The sequence below is a fragment of the Pseudomonas mandelii genome (assembly GCF_900106065.1).
GTDB lineage: Bacteria > Pseudomonadota > Gammaproteobacteria > Pseudomonadales > Pseudomonadaceae > Aquipseudomonas > Aquipseudomonas mandelii.
The window spans coordinates 1,789,495-1,808,119 of sequence record NZ_LT629796.1; the positions used below are offsets into that span (position 1 = coordinate 1,789,495).

Sequence of the window (18,625 nt, forward strand, 5' to 3'; positions counted from 1 at the left end):
ATCGCGAAAAACCCCTGTTTTCAGTCGAAAAGCCCTGAAAAACATGTTTCAAGTGCTTTCACGTCTGTAACAGGAAGGTGACCGGGCCATCGTTGACCAAGTGCACCTGCATATCCGCGCCGAATCTACCTGATGCCACAGTGCCATGCACCTGTTTCGCTTTGCTTAATAAATAGTCGAAAAGCTCCTCGCCCAGGGCCGGAGGGGCAGCGGTCGAAAAACTCGGGCGCAACCCGCTCTTGGTGTCTGCGGCCAGGGTGAACTGCGAGACCAGCAGCAACCCGCCGCCTACATCCGCCAAAGACAGATTCATCTTGCCCTCGGCGTCACTGAATACTCGATAGTTAAGCAGTTTATGCAGAAGTTTGTCGGCGCTGGCACGAGTATCCTCGGGCTCTACCGCCACCAGCACCAATAATCCCTGATCGACCGCCCCCACCACTTCCCCCGCTACCTCGACTCGCGCGCCATGCACGCGTTGCAGCAGGCCTTTCATGCTTCTTCGGGCGGCAGGTCGAGCAAGCGGCGAGCCATCTGCCCGGCGGCACGCACCAGTGCATCGGTGATGCCCGGCTCGGACGCGGCGTGGCCGGCGTCGCGGATCACCTGGAGTTCACTGTTCGGCCAGGCCTGATGCAGTTCCCAGGCATTGTCCAGTGGGCAGATCACGTCATAACGACCGTGGACGATCACGCCAGGCAAATGGGCGATCTTGCCCATGTCGCGAATCAGCTGGTTCGGCTCGAGGAAGGCATTGTTGGTGAAGTAGTGACATTCGATACGTGCGATGGACAATGCGCGCTGCGGCTCGGAGAAGCGATCGACCACCAGCGGATTCGGACGCAAGGTCGCGGTCCGGCCTTCCCAGGTGGACCAGGCCTTGGCCGCATGCATCTGGGCGATCTGATCGTTGCCGGTCAGGCGCTTGTGGAAAGCGCTGAGCAGGTCGCCGCGCTCATCCAATGGAATCGGCGCGACATAGTCCTGCCAGTAATCGGGGAACAGACGGCTGGCGCCACACTGGTAGAACCACTCGATTTCCTGCGGACGGCAGAGAAAAATCCCGCGCAGGATCAGACCGTGTACACGCTCCGGGTGGGTTTGCGCGTAGGCCAGCGCCAGGGTCGAGCCCCAAGAGCCGCCAAACAGCACCCATTTTTCGATGCCCAGGTGTTTGCGAATGCGCTCAAGGTCGGCGACCAGATCCCAGGTGGTGTTGTTTTCAAGACTGGCGTGGGGCGTGGAACGCCCGCAACCGCGCTGGTCGAAGGTCACGATGCGGTACATGTTCGGATCGAAGTACCGTCGACTCTGGGCATCACACCCGGCACCGGGGCCGCCGTGGATGAACACCACCGGCAAACCTTCCGGTGAACCGCTTTCGTCGACATACAGGGTGTGAGTTTCATCGACGGCCAGATCGTGCCGGGCGTGGGGTTTGATCTGCGGGTACAAAGTCTGCATTGCGCGCTCCGTAAGGGGTCGAGGTCATCCCTGGGGGGACTTCTATTATTCTGCCGTCCGGCATCATAAACCCGAATTACGCCAATGAGCATGCCCCTTGCAGCGTCATAACCTGTCAGCCAAAAACCCGAGCAGCGTTTCATACAGCAAGTCGACCTCGGCGACCTGGCCCCGGGCCCGCAAACAGCCATGAACCAGCCCTTTTCCATAGTAAAGCGTGGTGGGCACACCCGCGGCCTGGAGATGCTCGGCATAGAGCACGCCGTCATCGCGCAGCGGATCGAATTGCGCCACGGCAATCAATGCCGGCGGCAGCCCGCCGAAGTGTCCGGCGAGCAACGGCATCGCATAGGCGCCCGGCTGTCGGGTGCCGCGCAAGTACAGGGCGTGATAACAATCCACATCACTGCTGGCGAGCAATGGCGCGTCGATGCATTCGCTACGCGACGGCAACGAGCGATCACCGCCCAGCCCCGGATAGATCAAAACCTGCGCCGCCGGGACCGGCTCGCCCGCATCCCGCAGCGCCAGACACAACGCAGCAGCCAGATTGCCACCGGCACTGTCCCCCGCCACCAGCGTTCGTCCGGGATCAAGCCGAAAAGGTCCGCTTCGCAGCGCGCGCCAGACTCCCAGGCAATCATTGAACGCCGCCGGAAAAGGATGTTCCGGCGCCAATCGGTAATCGACCGCGATCACCAGTACGCCGAGTGTCGACGCCAGTTCGGCGCAGATGAAATCGTGGGATTCCAGATCCCCTACCACCCAACCACCGCCATGCAGATACACGATGCACGGTCCACCGCCGGTCGGAGGTGAAACCGGCGGTTGATAGGATCGGACCGACACACCGGCCAACTCGAAATCGACCACGTAGAGCCCGGCGGGACGTGGCGGAGTGAACGCCCGGCACATCGTGCTGTAGGCCTGGCGCAAACCGTCGAGGCTGCTGTCGGTGCTGTTGAAGCTGACGGTTTTCTCGACGAATGCCGACATTTGTTCAGAAATCGGGTAAGGCTTCATGGGTCTGGTGCCCGTTCAGGAGATGGGGCCAACCCCTGTGGGAGCGAGCCCCGCTCGCGAAAGCGGAGTGTCAGTCAACATTGATGTCGACTGACACTCCGTCTTCGCGAGCAGGCTCGCTCCCACAGGTTTTGCGTTTAGGGCTTCAAGCTGGCCAGAACGGTCGCCACGCCCTCCTTGCCCTCAAAGCTGGTCACACCGGCCAGCCAGCGCTGAAGGTCTTCGGGATGATCACGCAGCCATTGCCGGGCAACGTCCTGAGGCGTCTTGCGCTCCATGATCGGCACCATCAACTGGCTTTCCTGAGCGGCGGTGAAAGTCAGGTTCTCCAGCAAACGGTTCACGTTCGGGCAACGTTCGGCATAGTCCGGGGACGTCACAGTCGAGACCGTCGCTGCGCCTTCGTTGGGGCCATAAACGTCTTCGCTGCCGGTCAGGTAGGCGATTTTCATGTTGATGTTCATCGGGTGCGGAGTCCAACCGACGAACACCACGAACTCCTTACGGTTCACCGCCCGCTGAACGGCCGCGAGCATGCCGGCCTCACCGGACTCGATCAGCTTGAAGTCTTTCAAGCCGAAGTGATTGGTCTCGATCATGGTTTTGATCGTGGTGTTGGCGCCACTGCCGGGCTCGATGCCATAGATCTTGCCGCCGAGCTTGTCTTTGAACTTGGCGATGTCGGCGAAGGTTTTCAGCCCGGCGTCCGCAACGTACTGAGGCACCGCGAGCGTTGCCTGCGCGTCGGCCAGGCTCGGCTTATCCAGGACCTTCACTTGTTTGGCATCAAGGAACGGCGCGATGTTCTTGTCCATCGCCGGTTTCCAGTAACCGAGGAAAATATCGAGGCGTTTGTCGCGGATGCCGGCAAAGATGATTTGCTGCACGGCGCTGGTTTGCTTGCTTTCGTAGCCGAGGCCGTTGAGCAATACGTCAGCCATGCCGCTGGTGGCGATCACGTCGGTCCAGTTGACCACGCCCATGCGCACGGCCTTGCAGGACGCGTCGTCACTGGCCAGGACGCTAGTGCTCAGAAGAGCGGTGCCGCAGAGGATTGAGAGACAGCGGGTGAACAAACCTTTGGTGCTTGTCATAGAGAGCGTTCTCGTGCGGCAGATTATTGTGAGGGCCGGTGTCTTCTTGCACCGTGACCAGCACATTACGCAGCGTCGAGAGGGTAAAAGCGAACTGTAGCGACCGAGATTTGCACGGTGGCGACCGTTCCGCTCAGGTAGCGAGACCAACCCCACCCTGTGGCGAGGGAGCTTGCTCCCGCTGAGTTGCGAATCAGTCCCCAACCCATTCAACCGAGTGTTATCAGATACACCCGACTCGCCGGGTTTACGACGGCTTCGCCGCCGAGCGGGAGCAAGCGCCCTCGCCACAAAAGCGCGCTCCCACAGGGTTACGCGTTGTAGTGCTTTTGGCCCCAGGCCAGCAGGCCTTGCAGCAATTCCTTGAGCACAACCTGCGTCGGCGCCGCGAGGTCCGGGCGATAGCGAAACGGCTCAAACTCTTCCATGTACGTGCACTGCCCTAGCTCCAGTTGCACCGCATGGATGTTTTCGGCCGGGTTGCCGTAATGCCGGGTGATGTGGCCGCCCTTGAAGCGACCGTTCAGCACGTGGCTGTAATCGGTCTGCCTGGCGCAGATCGCTTCCAGCTGAGTGGCCAATTGTGGATCGCAACTGGCGCCGTTGAAGGTGCCGAGGTTGAAGTCCGGCAGCTTGCCGTCGAACAGGTGCGGGATGATCGAGCGGATCGAATGCGCATCGAACAGCAGCGCGTAGCCGAACTCGGCTTTGAGTCGCGCCAGTTCGTTCTGCAGGGTGGTGTGATACGGCGTCCACACCTGCTCCAGATACGTCGCTCGTTCCGCCGCCGACGGTTCCATCCCTTCACGGAACAACGGAATACCGTCGAACAGCGTCGCCGGATACAGACCGGTGGTGGCGCCGACATACAGCGGCTTGTCGTCAGACGGACGGTTCAAGTCGATGACGAAGCGCGAGTACTCGGCAGCCAATGTACTGGCGCCCAGTTCGGCAGCGAACTCATAAAGTTGGGGAATGTGCCAGTCCGTGTCCGGCAGGCTGCGCGCATCGGGGATCAACCCGGCTTCCACCGCCGGAGTCAGGCGCAGGCCGGCGTGGGGCATGCTGATCAGCAGCGGCACGCGGCCTTGTTTGAAGTTCAGAACCTTATCCACAACTGCTCTCCTAAACGCTCGTTTCGACGCCGTGACGCACGACGCGTTTTTCCAGGTCACCGCCCAGCCAGTACGACAGATCGGCGGGACGATCGATTTGCCAGGCGACGAAATCCGCGACCTTGCCGGCTTCCAGCGAACCGTGAGTGTCAGCCATGCCCAGCGCGGTGGCGGCATGAATGGTCGCGCCCGCCAAGGCTTCTTCCGGGGTCATGCGCAAACAGGTGCAGGCCATGTTCAGCATCAAGCGCAACGACAGCGCCGGTGACGTGCCGGGGTTGAGGTCGCTGGCGATGGCGATTTTCACGCCGTGTTTGCACAGGGCATCCATCGGTGGCAACTGGGTTTCACGCAGGAAGTAAAACGCACCGGGTAGCAGCACCGCGACGGTGCCGGATCTGGCCATGGCGATGGCGTCGTCTTCGGTCATGAATTCCAGGTGATCGGCCGACAGAGCGTGGTAACGCGCCGCCAGGCTCGAACCGTGCAGCGACGACAATTGCTCGGCGTGCAGCTTCACCGGCAGACCCAGTTCTTGTGCGGTGATGAACACCCGCTCGACCTGTGCCGGCGAAAAGGCCAGGTATTCGCAGAACGCGTCCACCGCATCCACCAGCCCTTCGGCGGCCAGGGCCGGGAGCATTTCAGCGCAGATGTGATCGATGTAGTCGTCGGCGCGATCCGCATATTCCGGTGGCAACGCATGAGCGGCCAGGCACGTGCTGCGCACGCTGACCGGCAGTTCGGCGCCGAGACGACGGATGACTCGCAGGATCTTGCGTTCACTGGCCAGGTCGAGGCCGTAGCCGGATTTCATTTCGACCGTGGTCACGCCGTCGCGCATCAAGCTTTTCAGACGCTTGGCGGCGCTGGCGAACAGCTCATCTTCGGTCGCTGCACGGGTGGCGCGCACGGTGCTGGCGATGCCGCCACCGGCTGCTGCAATTTCCGCGTAGCTGACACCTTTCAGGCGCTGTTCGAATTCACCGCTGCGGTTACCGCCGAACACCGTGTGGGTGTGACAGTCGATCAAGCCCGGGGTGACCCAGGCCCCTTTCAAATCATTGACCGCCGGGTACTCACCCGACGGCAGTTCACTGCGCGGGCCGACCCACTCAATGTGCGCACCGGACGTCACGATGGCCGCGTCCTCGATGATCGAGTAGACGCCTTGCGCCATGGTTGCGACGTGGCAGTGTTGCCAGAGAGTTTTCATCCCGAGTTCCTCGACTTTGATCGTTCCCACGCTCCACGTGGGAATGCCTCTAGGGACGCTCTGCGTCCAGTGACGCGGAGCGTCACGGGCTGCATTCCCACGCAGAGCGTGGGAACGATCGGTGGGTGGGGGTTAAAGGCTCGGCAAAAGCCTGGCCGACACCAGTTCATTCAGGCAACGCGTGGCCAACAGTTCAGTCGCCGCATTGATGTCCGGCGCAAAGAAGCGGTCCTTCTCATAGAACGGCACTTCTTTACGCAGAATCCCACGGGCGTTTTCCAGCTTCGCCGAAGTCTTCAGACCTTCACGCAAATCCAGCCCCTGAACCGCCGCCAACCATTCCACCGCCAACACACCGCGCGTGTTTTCAGCCATTTCCCACAAGCGCTTGCCGGCAGCCGGTGCCATCGATACGTGGTCTTCCTGGTTCGCGGAAGTCGGCAGGCTGTCCACCGAATGCGGATGGGACAACGCCTTGTTCTCGCTAGCCAGTGCCGCCGCAGTCACCTGGGCGATCATGAAACCGGAGTTCACCCCGCCATTGGCCACCAGGAACGGCGGCAGTTGCGACATGTGCTTGTCCATCATCAGCGAGATGCGACGTTCGCTCAGGGAACCGATTTCAGCGATGGCCAGGGCCATGTTGTCAGCGGCCATGGCCACCGGTTCGGCGTGGAAGTTACCGCCGGAGATCACGTCGCCTTCAGCGGCGAAGACCAGAGGGTTATCGGAAACGGCGTTGGCTTCGACGGCCAGCACTTCGGCCGCCTGACGGAACTGAGTCAGGCAGGCGCCCATGACTTGCGGCTGGCAGCGCAGGGAGTACGGGTCCTGGACCTTTTCACAGTTCTGGTGCGAGTCGGACACTTCACTGCGCTCGCCCAGCAGATCACGGTAAGCGGCAGCGGCGTCGATCTGGCCTTTCTGGCCACGGGCGGCGTGGATGCGTGCGTCGAACGGCGAACGCGAACCCAGCACGGCTTCGACCGTCAGGGCACCAATCGCCACGGCACCGGCGAACAGATCTTCGCCTTCGAACAGACCGCGCAGCGCATAAGCGGTCGACACCTGAGTGCCGTTGAGCAGCGCCAGGCCTTCTTTCGCCGCCAGGGTCAACGGCGTCAGGCCGGCGACTTTCAGTGCTTCAGTCGCTTCCATCCACTCGCCTTTGTAGCGGGCCTTGCCTTCACCCAGCAACACCAGGGACATGTGCGCCAAAGGCGCCAAATCGCCGGACGCACCGACTGAACCTTTCAATGGAATGTGCGGGTAAACCTCGGCGTTGATCAGCGCGATCAACGCGTCAATCACGACGCGACGAATGCCGGAGAAACCACGGCTCAGGCTGTTGACCTTGAGCACCATGACCAACCGCACCAGCGCGTCGCTGATCGGCTCGCCGACACCGGCGGCATGGGACAGCACCAGCGAGCGCTGCAGGTTTTCCAGGTCTTCGCTGGCGATGCGGGTCGAAGCCAGAAGGCCAAAACCGGTGTTGATGCCGTAGGCGGTGCGGTTCTCGGCGAGGATCTGTTCCACGCAGGCAACGCTGGCTTCGATCTGCTTTGATGCACTGTTGTCGAGGGTGATTTTGACCGGCTGCTGATAGATATCACGCAGTTGGGCAAGGCTCAGTTGGCCGGGAATCAAATTTAGCGCAGTCACTTTTATTCTCCTTTTGAGAGTCTTTTTGTTAACTAACCAGACGCTCCGGAAATGTCCGTTGTCCGTCGCTTCCCGCCTCGTGGGGGGCTGGCGCCTTGGCACGCTGGTTTGATGTAGGAATCAGTTGAGGTTCGGTAACGCCTTGTGCAGCAAAATCGGATCTTTCAACACGCCGGCAGCGGCGGCAATGTCCGGCGCCAGCCAGCGGTCCTGGTCGTAGGCCGGGACGCGTTCACGCAGCAGACGCCACGCGGCATCGGTGCCAGCGCCAAAACGCTGTTCCTTGAGAAATTCAAACGCCTGGGCCGCCAGCAGGTACTCGATGGCGAGGATCTGCGTGCAATTTTCCAGGGCGCGATGCAGCTTCAGCGCCGCGTTGGTGCCCATGCTCAAGTGGTCTTCCTGCAAGCCCGAGGTAACGTAGTTGTCGAGCACGGCCGGTTGCGCCAATTGGCGATTTTCCGCGCACAGCGAGGCGGCGACGTACTGGACAATCATCATCCCGGAGTTCACCCCGGGGTTGGCCACCAGAAACGCTGGCAGGCCGCTGACGTGCGGGTTGATCAAGCGGTCCAGGCGACGCTCGGCGATGGAGCCGATTTCGGCCATGGCGATGGCCAGCAAGTCCGCCGCCAGGGCCACGGATTGGCCATGCGGGTTGGCCTGGGACATGACACGGAAGTTGTCTGGCGTACCCAGCAGCAACGGGTTGTCGGTACAGCCGTTGAGTTCGGTTTCGATCTGGCGGATCGCGTGCGCCAGTTGATCCCGTGCAGCACCGTGGACTTGCGGGATTGAACGGATGCTCAGCGCATCCTGCGTGCGAATGCCTTTGCTCGATGCAATCACTTCACTGCCATCCAGCAACGCTCGCAGATTGATGCCGACCTGCTGCATGCCCGGATGCGGTTTGAGCGCGATGATCTCGGCATCGAACGCCGCGATCTGGCCACGCTGGGCTTCGAAGCTCATGGCGCCGATCACGTCGGCCCATTGCACCAGGCGCGTCGCATCGGCAATCGCCAGACAGCTGAGGCCGGACATGCACGGCGTGCCGTTGACCAGGCACAAGCCATCTTTGGCACCCAACTGAACCGGTTGCAGACCTTCTTCGGCCAGGGCTTGCTGGGCGGTAACGATCTGCCCGCGATAACTGACATTGCCGACACCCAACAGCGCGATGCTGATATGGGCCATGTGGGTCAGGTAACCGACCGATCCCTGGGACGGCACTTGCGGGGTGATGCCGCGATTGAGCAGCGCCAGGAGGGCTTCGACCACCCGGCGATGAATGCCGGATTTGCCATGGCTGTAATTGCGGATCGCCGCGCACATGATTGCACGGGTCTGCTCGTCGGCCAGCGGAGCGCCAACGCCACAAGCGTGGCTGAGCAAGGTGTTGCGCGACAGCTGGCTCAGTTGTTCGTCTTTGAGCGAGACGTTGCACAACGCACCCAGGCCCGTGTTGACGCCATACGCTCGCTCGCCGCTGGCGACGATGCGCTGGACGATCGCCTGGGCATTCTCGATCCGCGCCCAGGCCTGGGCCGACAGCTCAAGCTGAGCGCCATGACGGGCGACGGCAACCACATCCTGCCAACGCAACGGGGCGTCGGCGATAACGATTTTTTCAGCCTGGGACATCTTTGACCTCTTACCTGAATATTGATGCAGCTTTGCCGACGCTTTCGCGAGCAGGCTCGCTCCCACAGGGTACGCATTCCAATTGTGGGAGCGAGCCTGCTCGCGAATAGGCCGGCACAACCGCCGCAAACCTTTAAACCACCGCCGCCCGACGCTGGACGAACCGGTCCACATACTCATCCGCCGGCGAATGCAGGATCTCTCTCGGCGTGCCCACCTGGATCAGGCGGCCGTCCTTGAGGATCGCGATGCGGTTACCTATGCGCACGGCCTCATCGAGGTCGTGGGTGATAAAGACGATGGTCTTGTGCAGGGTCTTTTGCAGTTCCAGCAACTGGTCCTGCATCTCCGCGCGGATCAACGGATCAAGCGCACTGAAGGCCTCGTCCATCAGGATGATGTCGGTGTCTGCCGCCAAGGCGCGGGCCAGGCCAACACGCTGACGCATGCCGCCCGAGAGCTGGTGCGGGTATTTGTTTTCGTAGCCTTTCAGGCCCACGGTATTGATCCAGTGCAGCGCACGCTCGGAGCACATTTGCTTGCTCTCGCCACGCACTTTCAGGCCGTAGGCGACATTGTCGATCACGGTCTTGTGCGGCAGCAGGCCGAAGCTCTGGAACACCATGCTGATCTTGTGCCGGCGAAATTCGCGCAGGGCTTCCATGTCGTATTGCAGGATGTCCACGCCGTCCACCAGGATCGCGCCGCTGGTGGGGTCGATCAGGCGGTTGAAGTGGCGCACCAGGGTCGATTTGCCGGAACCCGAAAGGCCCATGATCACGAAGATTTCGCCGGTGCCGATGCTCAACGACAAGTCGTTCACGCCGACCACGCAGCCGGTTTCGGCCAGCACCTGATCCTTGGTTTTGCCCTGGCCAATCATGCCCAGCGCGTCCTTGGAGCGGTTGCCGAAAATCTTGAAGACGTTTTTGACTTCGATTTTGCTCACGGTTGCGTCGTTCATTTGCTCACCTCATGCCGTGGCCGACCATACGCCTGAGTAATGCGGTCGATGACCACTGCCAGAATCACGATCGCCAGACCGGCTTCCAGGCCACGTCCGACGTTGAGGGTCTGAATCCCCACCAACACGTCTTCACCCAAGCCACGGGCGCCAATCATCGAGGCAATCACCACCATCGACAGGGCCATCATGGTGGTCTGGTTGATCCCGGCCATGATGCTCGGCAGGGCCAGCGGCAGTTGCACGCCAAACAGTTGCTGCCAGCGGTTGGCACCGAAGGCGTTGATCGCTTCCATCACTTCACCGTCCACCTGGCGGATGCCCAGGTCGGTCAGGCGGATCAGCGGTGGCGCAGCGTAGATCACGGTAGCGAAAATCGCCGGCACCTTGCCCAGGCCGAACAGCATCAGCACCGGGATCAGGTACACGAAACTCGGCATGGTCTGCATGATGTCCAGCAACGGCATCAGCACCGAACGCAGGCGATTGCTGCGTGCCGAGAGAATGCCCAGCGGGATGCCGATCAGCACCGAAATGACCGTGGCCACCATCATCAGCGCCAGGGTCTGCATTAGCTTGTCCCAGAGGCCGACCGCACCCACCAGGAACAGCAGGCCGACGATGACTGCCGTGGTCACCACTTTACGAGTCGCGTGCCAGGCAACGCCCGCCACGATGGCCAGCATCAGCCACCAGGGCGCCGCACGCAGCAACCCTTCAAGATTGACGATGGCCCACAACAGAGTGTCGGAGATATGCCGGAACACATCGCCGTAGTTGGTGACCAGCGAGTCGACCCAACCGTTGACCCAGTCGGCGATGGAAAAGGTAAAGCTTTCGGGAAACATAAGAGACTCTCAATCAAGGGGTTGCGATCAAGCACCCGATTGCCGTTGCCGACAGTCGGAGAGGCCCAACCTACAAGGCCGCGTCGATTTTCTTGGCTGCGTCTTCGCTTACCCATGCGTGCCAGACTTCAGGATGTTCCTTCAAGAAGATCTTGGCCAGTTTTGGCGACTCGATCCGCTCTTTGGCCATGCGCCCGAGGTTCTGATTGAGCAGGTCGATCGGCAGGTTGACCTTTTCCAGCACCGCCACCAGTTCCGGGGCTTGCTCGTGGAACGTCTTGGACAGGCCGACCTTGATGGTCACTTCCTTGTTCACGCCTGGTTTCTCTTCAAGTTTGACCAGGTCAACCTGGCCCATCAGCGGGGTGGGCGACCAGTAGTAGAACAGGATCGGCTCTCCACGCTTGTAGCTCGACAGCACCGCGGCATCCAGCGCCGGGCCGGTGCCCGGACGGAAGTTGGTGTAGGTGCTTTCCAGGCCGTAGCTTTTCAGCATTTCGCTGTTGTCGAGTTCACAGGTCCAGCCGGCCGGGCAGTTGTAGAAACGGCCCTTGGAAGGCTCTTCCTGGTCCTTGAACACGGCGGCGTATTTACCCAGGTCGGCGATTGCTTTCAGGTCCGGGGCCTTGGGCTCCAGCTTGCGCTTGGCGTCGCCTTCGATCACGTAGCGCGGCACGTACCAGCCTTCGATTGCGCCAACGACCGGAGCGCCGACACCGACAACCTTGCCGGCCTTCTCGGCCTTGTTCCAGACTTCGCTGCGGCCAACCCACTCTTCGGCGAACACTTGAATGTCGTTGCTGCTCAGGGCGTTTTCCATGGTGATGGAGTTGCCCGGCAGGCTGTCGGTCTTACAGTCGTAGCCCTTCTCCAACACGATTTGCATCACGTCGGTCAGCAGCATGCCACTTTCCCAGTTCAGGCCGGCGAACTTCACCGGTTTGCCCGACTCGCACCAACCGGCAGCCTGAGTGGCGCCGGCGCTGGCGAGCAGGCCCATGGACAGCAATGTGGTCAGCAGGGTCTTGTTCGATTTCATTGTAGTGACGCTCCTAATCATGAATTGGCTTACGGCAGTCAAGAGGCATCCAGCCCTGTCCACGTCCAATCAGGCCTGCGCCGCAGCGCGACCAGCCCCACTTGTTTTTTGTTGTACAACGCTGTCCTGCTCAACCGGCAGAATCAGGTGATCGGGTACCGAGCCGTGCCATTTTTTCGCACAGACGTAGTACAGGGCTGCGGGAAGCACCAGACCGATGATCCAGGAAATATCCACACCACCCAGGGTTTCCACCAGCGGACCGGTATAGAACTTGGTGGCGATGAATGGCAGTTGTACCAGCACACCGAAGACATAGACGCTGATGCCGAGTGGGTTCCAACGACCATAGCGACCCTTTGGATCGGCCAGCGCCGGCACGTCATAACGCTCGCGAGTGATGCAGTAGTAGTCCACCAGGTTGATCGCACTCCATGGCGTAAAGAACGCCAGCAGGAACAGGATGAAGGACTTGAACGCACCGAGGAACGAGTGCTGACCGAGCAACGCGATCAGGGTGGCGGTACCGACGATGAACAGCACGAACACCAGACGTTGCAAGCGCGATACCTGCAGGTGACCACGGAAACCGCTGATGATGGTCGCAATGCACATGAAGCTGCCGTAGGAGTTCAGCGTGGAGATGGTGACCTTGCCGAACGCGATGCTGAAATACAGCAGCGCAGCGGTGGCACCGGTGCCGCCCAGACCCACGATATAGGCCACTTCGTGGCCGGCGAATTGTCCGTTGGCCGAAGCGGCGGCAAACACGCCGAGGATCATCGCCACCTGTGCACCAATCACCGAACCCGCGCCAGCGGCGAAAAAAGTTTTCACCGAGGAAGTCGTGCTCGGCAGGTAGCGCGAGTAGTCAGCCACGTAAGGACCGAAGGCGATCTGCCAGGATGCCGCGAGGGACACCGCAAGCAGGAAGCTGCTCCAGCTGAAGTGGCGGATTTGCAGGAGTGCACCCACATCAGTCTGGCTCATCAGACGACTGAACAGATAAACAAAGGCAATCACGCCGATGACGCTGGCGACACGGCCGATGAAATGGATCACCCGATAACCGAGTACCGTGACCAGCACGATGACACTGGCGAAGATGAGGATACCGACGCTGTCGCTGACGCCAAACAACTGGCCCAGCGCCTGGCCGGAAAGCACGGTTCCCGTTGCGGTGAAGCCCAGGTACATCAGGCAGACCAGCACGATTGGGATGGCCGCACCATAAACGCCGAACTGTACGCGGCTGGAGATCATCTGCGGCAGGCCAAGTTTTGGCCCTTGCGCTGCATGCAACGCCATCACGCCACCGCCCAGCAGTTGACCGATCAGCAGACCGATCAGCGACCAGAACACATCACCGCCCAGCACCACGGCGAGCGCCCCGGTGACAATCGCGGTGATCTGCAGGTTGGCACCCATCCACAGGGTGAACTGGCTTAACAGACGACCGTGTCTTTCCGCTTCCGGGATGTAGTCGATCGAACGTGTCTCGATCAACGGTTTACTGCCTGCACGATCGTCATTAACAGCCATTGTTCAACCTCTGTGGATTGTTTGTCGGTGTTGGTGATCCCTGTAGGAGCGAGCAATGCGGGGCGCCGCATCGCTCGCTCCTACAGGTTTTGCATCAGGCCAAAGCCTGGTTTATTTGCCGGTAATCATCGGCAGGTTCAGCCCTTGTTCCTTGGCGCAGTCGATCGCGATCTGGTAACCCGCATCGGCGTGACGCATGACACCGGTGGCCGGGTCGTTGTGCAGGACGCGAGCGATACGCTCGGCCGCTTCGTCAGTACCGTCGCAGACAATCACCATGCCCGAGTGCTGGGAGAAGCCCATGCCGACGCCGCCGCCGTGGTGCAGGGAAACCCAGGTCGCGCCGCTCGCAGTGTTGAGCAAGGCGTTGAGCAGTGGCCAGTCGGATACAGCGTCGGAGCCATCCTGCATCGATTCGGTTTCGCGGTTCGGGCTGGCGACCGAACCGGAGTCCAGGTGGTCGCGACCGATCACGATTGGCGCGGACAACTCACCGCTGCGCACCATTTCGTTGAACGCCAGACCCAGCTTGGCGCGCTGGCCCAGGCCAACCCAGCAGATACGGGCCGGCAGACCCTGGAAGCTGATGCGCTCGCGGGCCATGTCCAGCCAGTTGTGCAGGTGGGCGTCGTCCGGGATCAGCTCTTTAACCTTCGCGTCGGTCTTGTAGATGTCTTCAGCGTTACCCGACAGTGCAGCCCAACGGAATGGACCGATGCCGCGGCAGAACAGCGGACGGATGTAAGCCGGTACAAAACCCGGGAAGTCGAATGCGTTCTCGACGCCTTCTTCTTGCGCCATCTGACGGATGTTGTTGCCGTAGTCGAAGGTCGGAATACCCATTTTCTGGAATTCGAGCATCGCTTTAACGTGCACGGCCATCGATTGCTTGGCGGCTTTGACCACGGCAGCAGGCTCGGTCTTGGCGCGAGCGCGGTACTCTTCCCAGGTCCAGCCGGCCGGCAGGTAACCGTTGAGCGGGTCGTGGGCGCTGGTCTGGTCGGTGACCATGTCCGGGCGCACGCCGCGCTTGACCAGTTCCGGCAGGATTTCTGCCGCGTTACCCAGCAGCGCGATGGAAATCGCCTTGCCTTCCTTGGTGTATTTTTCGATGCGGGCCAGGGCGTCGTCGAGGTCGGTGGCTTGTTCATCGACATAACGGCTGTTCAGGCGGAAATCGATGCTCACCTGCTGGCATTCGATGTTCAGCGAGCAAGCACCGGCCAGGGTTGCAGCCAGAGGCTGAGCGCCACCCATGCCGCCGAGGCCTGCGGTCAGGACCCAACGACCTTTCAGGTCATCGTTGTAATGTTGGCGACCGGCTTCGACGAAGGTTTCGTAAGTGCCCTGGACGATGCCCTGGCTGCCGATGTAGATCCAGCTGCCGGCAGTCATCTGGCCGTACATGGCCAGGCCTTTGGCGTCGAGTTCGTTGAAGTGCTCCCAGCTCGCCCAGTGTGGCACCAGGTTGGAGTTGGCAATCAGCACGCGCGGAGCATTGGTGTGTGTCTTGAACACGCCGACCGGCTTGCCGGATTGCACCAGCAGGGTCTCGTCGTCATTCAGGTTGGTCAGGCTTTCGACGATCTTGTCGTAGCATTCCCAGTTACGCGCCGCACGACCGATACCACCGTAAACCACCAGTTCTTTAGGGTTCTCGGCAACTTCCGGGTCGAGGTTGTTCATCAGCATGCGCAGCGGCGCTTCGGTCAGCCAGCTCTTGGCGGTCAGCTTGTTACCGCGGGCGGCACGGATTTCAACATCACGGTATTTAGTAGGTTTCTGGGTATTGTCAGTCACGAAAAAGACTCCTCAGCGATCAATCCAAACCAACCCTGGCGGTGGGTCAGCCAGCCTGTGCGCACTGTTGCGCCACAAGCGAATCAGTGGACGTTGCGAGGAGTCTCGGCCGACTCATACGCATACGTCTTTACTTGTACATACAAGCATATGCAATCAAGCGGCCAACTTGTTGGAGGGGCGTTCAAGAAAAGTTTTAAACGGGCTGGAAAGCGCCTGGATCAAGGGTTCTGGCAACGATGAAATTTTTCGGGGGATTTTGCGAGGGGGGTGATTGCTGTTACTTGGGCGTGGTTTTGCGCCACGCTGGGGCGTTCGGTAACAAAGTGGTGCGCAGTTTCGAATCAGTTGATCGCTCCCAAGCTCTGCGTGGGAACGATCAGTGGTGGTATTGGATCAGCGTGCAGTCAGCTCGATCACACAGCACGGGCCGTTACTGGAAACTTCCAGCAGGCCGGTGTTACCACCGAGTTGCAGGCAATCATGGCGACCGAGTTGCGAGGCGCTGTTGCCGACCTTCACGACAAGCTCGTCAGTGACACTAAATATGAGCACGGTGCCAGCCGAGCTGAAAAACCGCTGCTCGCCCTCCAGCCACTGCAACCGAGCGCTATAACGCTGGGGCGCATAAATCAGGTTGAAGTCGCGAATCGGCCCGCCCAGCAAGGTGCAAGTGACGCGGCTTTCGCCGCTGAACGCAAAAGGCTCCAACGGTAACAATGGAGGCGTGTCCTGGCCGTCAACCCGCAAGGTCATACCGTCGCCTTGCAACACGGTGATCACCCGCTCATAGCCGGCGAACGTCGAGAATCCGCCGGACTCGCCGATATCGGCAATCGACAGGCGCCAGCCGAAGCCGTCAAGCCCGGTCCCCGCATCGCGGGTGATTTCTTCGGTGCTGCCACCGCCGTTTTTCCACGGCATTCGCGGGTAATCTTTTGCGCGTAGAACCTTCGTTACATTCATTTATGAAACCGACCTTCCAGACGATGACGGGAACCAGGGTGGATCAAACGGGCGGCGGTTACCGGCTGGCGGCCGGACCAGGTGCGGCGACGAATCAGCAGGCACGGCTCGCCCTTTTCAATCTGCAGCAATTTGCACTCTGAGGCCTCGGCCAGAATCGCCTCGACCACGTGCTCGCCTTCGGTCAGCGGCGCGACCTGGTTCAGATAGGCGTAAGGCGTTTGCAGGGTGAAGTCCTGCTTGAGGTAGTCCGGCGCCACCAGCGCGTTGACGAAACGGTCTTCGATTTGCACCGGAATGTCGTTTTCGAAATGCACGATCAGCGAATGGAAAACCCGCTGGCCTTCGCGCATGTCCAGCGCCAAAGCGCGCTCGGAACCGGCGGCCTCTTCTTCGAGGGTGATCACCTTGCAGGTATGGCGATGGCCACGGGAGGCGATTTCGTCGGCGATGTTGTGCACTTCAAACAGCGCGGACTGGCTTTTCGGCTCGGCGACGAACGTGCCGACACCTTGCATGCGCACCAGCAGACCGTCGGCGGTCATCTCGCGCAGGGCGCGGTTGATAGTCATGCGGCTGAAACCGAGTTGGCTGACCAGCTCGCTTTCCGACGGAACGCGGTAGTGCGGCGGCCAGTTTCCACTGTCGATTTGCTGGGTGATCATCTGTTTGACGCGGGCGTACAAGGGCGCCGGACTGTCGCCCATGTTCGCGGCCAACGGTGACACTGGGGGCGGAGTCGGCACGGTTAATCCTTGGTCGTCTGTTAGAAGTCGCTAGCTTGCCGGAGTTTACCGAGCAGGCAAACGTCTGTATATGTATATACAAATAACACACGATGGGGTTCTGAACCATGTCCGCCTTCTTTGCCGAACGCGCGCTGCTGCCTAGTGGATGGGCCAACAATGTACGTCTTGAGGTCAGCGCCGAGGGCGTTTTGACCCATATCCAGGCCGATTCCAACGCAGATGGCGCCGAACGGCTGAGCGGTCCGCTGCTGCCGGGGATGCCGAATCTGCATTCCCACGCCTTCCAGCGGGCCATGGCCGGGCTGGCGGAAGTGGCGGGCAATCCGAATGACAGTTTCTGGACCTGGCGCGACTTGATGTATCGCCTCGTCGGAAAAATCAGCCCGGATCAACTCGGCGTCATCGCCCGCCAGCTGTACATCGAAATGCTCAAGGCCGGTTACACCTCGGTCGCGGAATTTCATTATGTGCATCACGACACCAACGGCCAGCCTTACGCAGATCCCGCTGAACTGGCGCTGCGCATCAGCCAGGCGGCCAGTTCTGCCGGTATCGGTCTGACCTTGCTTCCGGTGCTTTACAGCCATTCCGGTTTCGGCGGCCAGGCGCCGAACGACGGTCAGCGCCGCTTCATCAACAGCACCGAGAACTACCTAACGCTTCAGTCGCGTTTGCAGCCGATCCTGGCGCAGCAACCGGCGCAGTCGCTGGGCTTGTGTTTCCACTCGTTGCGCGCGGTAACGCCGCAACAGATCAGCGAAGTGCTGGCGGCCAGCGACAAGCAGTGCCCAGTGCACATTCATATCGCTGAACAGCAGAAGGAAGTCGATGACTGCCTGAGTTGGAGCGGTCGTCGTCCTCTGCAATGGCTGTACGAAAACACCGAGGTCGACCAGCGCTGGTGCCTGGTCCACGCGACCCATGCCAATCCGGAAGAAGTCACGTTGATGGCCAAGAGTCGCGCCATCGCCGGTCTGTGCCTGACCACCGAAGCCAACCTCGGCGACGGGATTTTTCCGGCGGTGGATTTCCTCGCGCAGGGTGGACGCATGGGTATCGGGTCCGACAGCCATGTGTCATTGAGCGTTGTGGAAGAGTTGCGTTGGCTGGAATACGGCCAGCGCCTGCGCGATCAGCGGCGTAATCGGCTGTATGGCGCGGATCAGCCGATGGTTGGCCGCACGCTATATGACGCTGCGCTGGATGGCGGCGCTCAGGCGCTGGGGCAGCCGATCGGTGCACTGGAAGTTGGTAAACGTGCGGATTGGCTGGTGCTGGACGGCAACGATCCGTACCTGGCAACGGCCAGCGGTGACGGGATTCTTAATCGTTGGTTGTTTGCCGGCGGCGATCGCCAGGTGCGCGATGTGCTGGTCAATGGCCAGTGGGTGGTTCGTGACGGGCGTCATGCAGCAGAAGAAGAAAGCAATCGGGCGTTTACCCAAGTCCTGCGCGACCTCCTGGGCTGACACAAACGAAATGTGGGAGCGAGCCTG

The 18,625-nt window shown here is 60.7% G+C and carries 16 protein-coding genes; 1 reads left to right on the forward strand and 15 read right to left on the reverse strand.

The window, feature by feature from the left end:
* Nucleotides 1–58: 58 nt before the first annotated feature.
* From dtd to hutC, 15 genes are all read right to left on the reverse strand, one after another.
* Nucleotides 59–496, reverse strand: coding sequence for a D-aminoacyl-tRNA deacylase (gene dtd / locus BLU63_RS08030; RefSeq protein WP_010464499.1), 438 nt, complete (start codon nt 494–496; stop codon nt 59–61).
* Entirely contained in the window at nt 493–1,464 is a 972-nt protein-coding gene (pip, locus tag BLU63_RS08035) for a prolyl aminopeptidase (RefSeq protein WP_010464501.1), read from the reverse strand. Before pip ends, dtd begins: the two co-directional genes overlap by 4 nt.
* A 105-nt stretch (nt 1,465–1,569) precedes the next feature.
* Nucleotides 1,570–2,487: an alpha/beta hydrolase gene (locus tag BLU63_RS08040; protein WP_083375235.1), complete on the reverse strand. Its 918-nt coding sequence runs from the start codon at nt 2,485–2,487 to the stop codon at nt 1,570–1,572.
* Nucleotides 2,488–2,624: 137 nt separating this feature from the next.
* Nucleotides 2,625–3,581 carry a choline ABC transporter substrate-binding protein gene (locus BLU63_RS08045; RefSeq protein ID WP_083375236.1) on the reverse strand — a complete coding sequence of 319 codons (957 nt, stop codon included), beginning with the start codon at nt 3,579–3,581 and terminating at the stop codon, nt 2,625–2,627.
* A 311-nt stretch (nt 3,582–3,892) separates the two neighbouring features.
* Nucleotides 3,893–4,696: an N-formylglutamate deformylase gene (gene hutG, locus BLU63_RS08050; RefSeq protein WP_083375237.1), complete on the reverse strand. Its 804-nt coding sequence runs from the start codon at nt 4,694–4,696 to the stop codon at nt 3,893–3,895.
* A 10-nt stretch (nt 4,697–4,706) separates the two neighbouring features.
* Nucleotides 4,707–5,912: an imidazolonepropionase gene (hutI, locus tag BLU63_RS08055; RefSeq protein ID WP_083375238.1), complete on the reverse strand. Its 1,206-nt coding sequence runs from the start codon at nt 5,910–5,912 to the stop codon at nt 4,707–4,709.
* A 132-nt stretch (nt 5,913–6,044) separates the two neighbouring features.
* Nucleotides 6,045–7,577, reverse strand: a complete 1,533-nt coding sequence (hutH, locus tag BLU63_RS08060) for a histidine ammonia-lyase (RefSeq protein WP_010464511.1) — start codon at nt 7,575–7,577, stop codon at nt 6,045–6,047.
* A gap of 120 nt (nt 7,578–7,697) precedes the next feature.
* Entirely contained in the window at nt 7,698–9,221 is a 1,524-nt protein-coding gene (gene hutH / locus BLU63_RS08065; RefSeq protein ID WP_083375239.1) for a histidine ammonia-lyase, read from the reverse strand.
* 133 nt (nt 9,222–9,354) lie between these two features.
* The gene (locus BLU63_RS08070; RefSeq protein ID WP_010464516.1) at nt 9,355–10,185 is read right to left on the reverse strand and encodes a quaternary amine ABC transporter ATP-binding protein; all 831 of its coding nucleotides are present in this window, start codon (nt 10,183–10,185) and stop codon (nt 9,355–9,357) included.
* On the reverse strand, nt 10,182–11,033 hold the full coding sequence (locus BLU63_RS08075; RefSeq protein ID WP_010464518.1) for an ABC transporter permease: 852 nt from the start codon (nt 11,031–11,033) through the stop codon (nt 10,182–10,184). Before BLU63_RS08075 ends, BLU63_RS08070 begins: the two co-directional genes overlap by 4 nt.
* Before the next feature lie 70 nt (nt 11,034–11,103).
* Nucleotides 11,104–12,072 carry an ABC transporter substrate-binding protein gene (locus tag BLU63_RS08080; RefSeq protein WP_010464521.1) on the reverse strand — a complete coding sequence of 323 codons (969 nt, stop codon included), beginning with the start codon at nt 12,070–12,072 and terminating at the stop codon, nt 11,104–11,106.
* A gap of 69 nt (nt 12,073–12,141) precedes the next feature.
* The gene (locus BLU63_RS08085) at nt 12,142–13,614 is read right to left on the reverse strand and encodes a purine-cytosine permease family protein (RefSeq protein ID WP_083375240.1); all 1,473 of its coding nucleotides are present in this window, start codon (nt 13,612–13,614) and stop codon (nt 12,142–12,144) included.
* A gap of 111 nt (nt 13,615–13,725) precedes the next feature.
* Nucleotides 13,726–15,414, reverse strand: a complete 1,689-nt coding sequence (gene hutU / locus BLU63_RS08090; protein WP_083375241.1) for a urocanate hydratase — start codon at nt 15,412–15,414, stop codon at nt 13,726–13,728.
* Nucleotides 15,415–15,810: 396 nt separating this feature from the next.
* Nucleotides 15,811–16,380, reverse strand: a complete 570-nt coding sequence (locus tag BLU63_RS08095) for a HutD/Ves family protein (protein WP_083375242.1) — start codon at nt 16,378–16,380, stop codon at nt 15,811–15,813.
* Complete coding sequence (gene hutC, locus BLU63_RS08100; RefSeq protein ID WP_154505298.1) at nt 16,377–17,087, reverse strand: histidine utilization repressor; 711 nt, start codon at nt 17,085–17,087, stop codon at nt 16,377–16,379. Before hutC ends, BLU63_RS08095 begins: the two co-directional genes overlap by 4 nt.
* A 146-nt stretch (nt 17,088–17,233) precedes the next feature.
* Between hutC and BLU63_RS08105 the strand changes: the two genes are divergently transcribed.
* Nucleotides 17,234–18,598, forward strand: coding sequence for a formimidoylglutamate deiminase (locus BLU63_RS08105; RefSeq protein ID WP_077747599.1), 1,365 nt, complete (start codon nt 17,234–17,236; stop codon nt 18,596–18,598).
* Nucleotides 18,599–18,625 lie beyond the last annotated feature (27 nt).

Coding starts and splice junctions, on each gene's coding strand:
- dtd (WP_010464499.1), bottom strand. CDS start 496: ATGAAAGGCCTGCTGCAACGCGTGCATGGCGCGCGAGTCGAGGTAGCG.
- pip (WP_010464501.1), bottom strand. CDS start 1,464: ATGCAGACTTTGTACCCGCAGATCAAACCCCACGCCCGGCACGATCTG.
- BLU63_RS08040 (WP_083375235.1), bottom strand. CDS start 2,487: ATGAAGCCTTACCCGATTTCTGAACAAATGTCGGCATTCGTCGAGAAA.
- BLU63_RS08045 (WP_083375236.1), bottom strand. CDS start 3,581: ATGACAAGCACCAAAGGTTTGTTCACCCGCTGTCTCTCAATCCTCTGC.
- hutI (WP_083375238.1), bottom strand. CDS start 5,912: ATGAAAACTCTCTGGCAACACTGCCACGTCGCAACCATGGCGCAAGGC.
- hutH (WP_083375239.1), bottom strand. CDS start 9,221: ATGTCCCAGGCTGAAAAAATCGTTATCGCCGACGCCCCGTTGCGTTGG.
- BLU63_RS08070 (WP_010464516.1), bottom strand. CDS start 10,185: ATGAACGACGCAACCGTGAGCAAAATCGAAGTCAAAAACGTCTTCAAG.
- BLU63_RS08075 (WP_010464518.1), bottom strand. CDS start 11,033: ATGTTTCCCGAAAGCTTTACCTTTTCCATCGCCGACTGGGTCAACGGT.
- BLU63_RS08080 (WP_010464521.1), bottom strand. CDS start 12,072: ATGAAATCGAACAAGACCCTGCTGACCACATTGCTGTCCATGGGCCTG.
- BLU63_RS08085 (WP_083375240.1), bottom strand. CDS start 13,614: ATGGCTGTTAATGACGATCGTGCAGGCAGTAAACCGTTGATCGAGACA.
- BLU63_RS08095 (WP_083375242.1), bottom strand. CDS start 16,380: ATGAATGTAACGAAGGTTCTACGCGCAAAAGATTACCCGCGAATGCCG.
- hutC (WP_154505298.1), bottom strand. CDS start 17,087: ATGGGCGACAGTCCGGCGCCCTTGTACGCCCGCGTCAAACAGATGATC.
- BLU63_RS08105 (WP_077747599.1), top strand. CDS start 17,234: ATGTCCGCCTTCTTTGCCGAACGCGCGCTGCTGCCTAGTGGATGGGCC.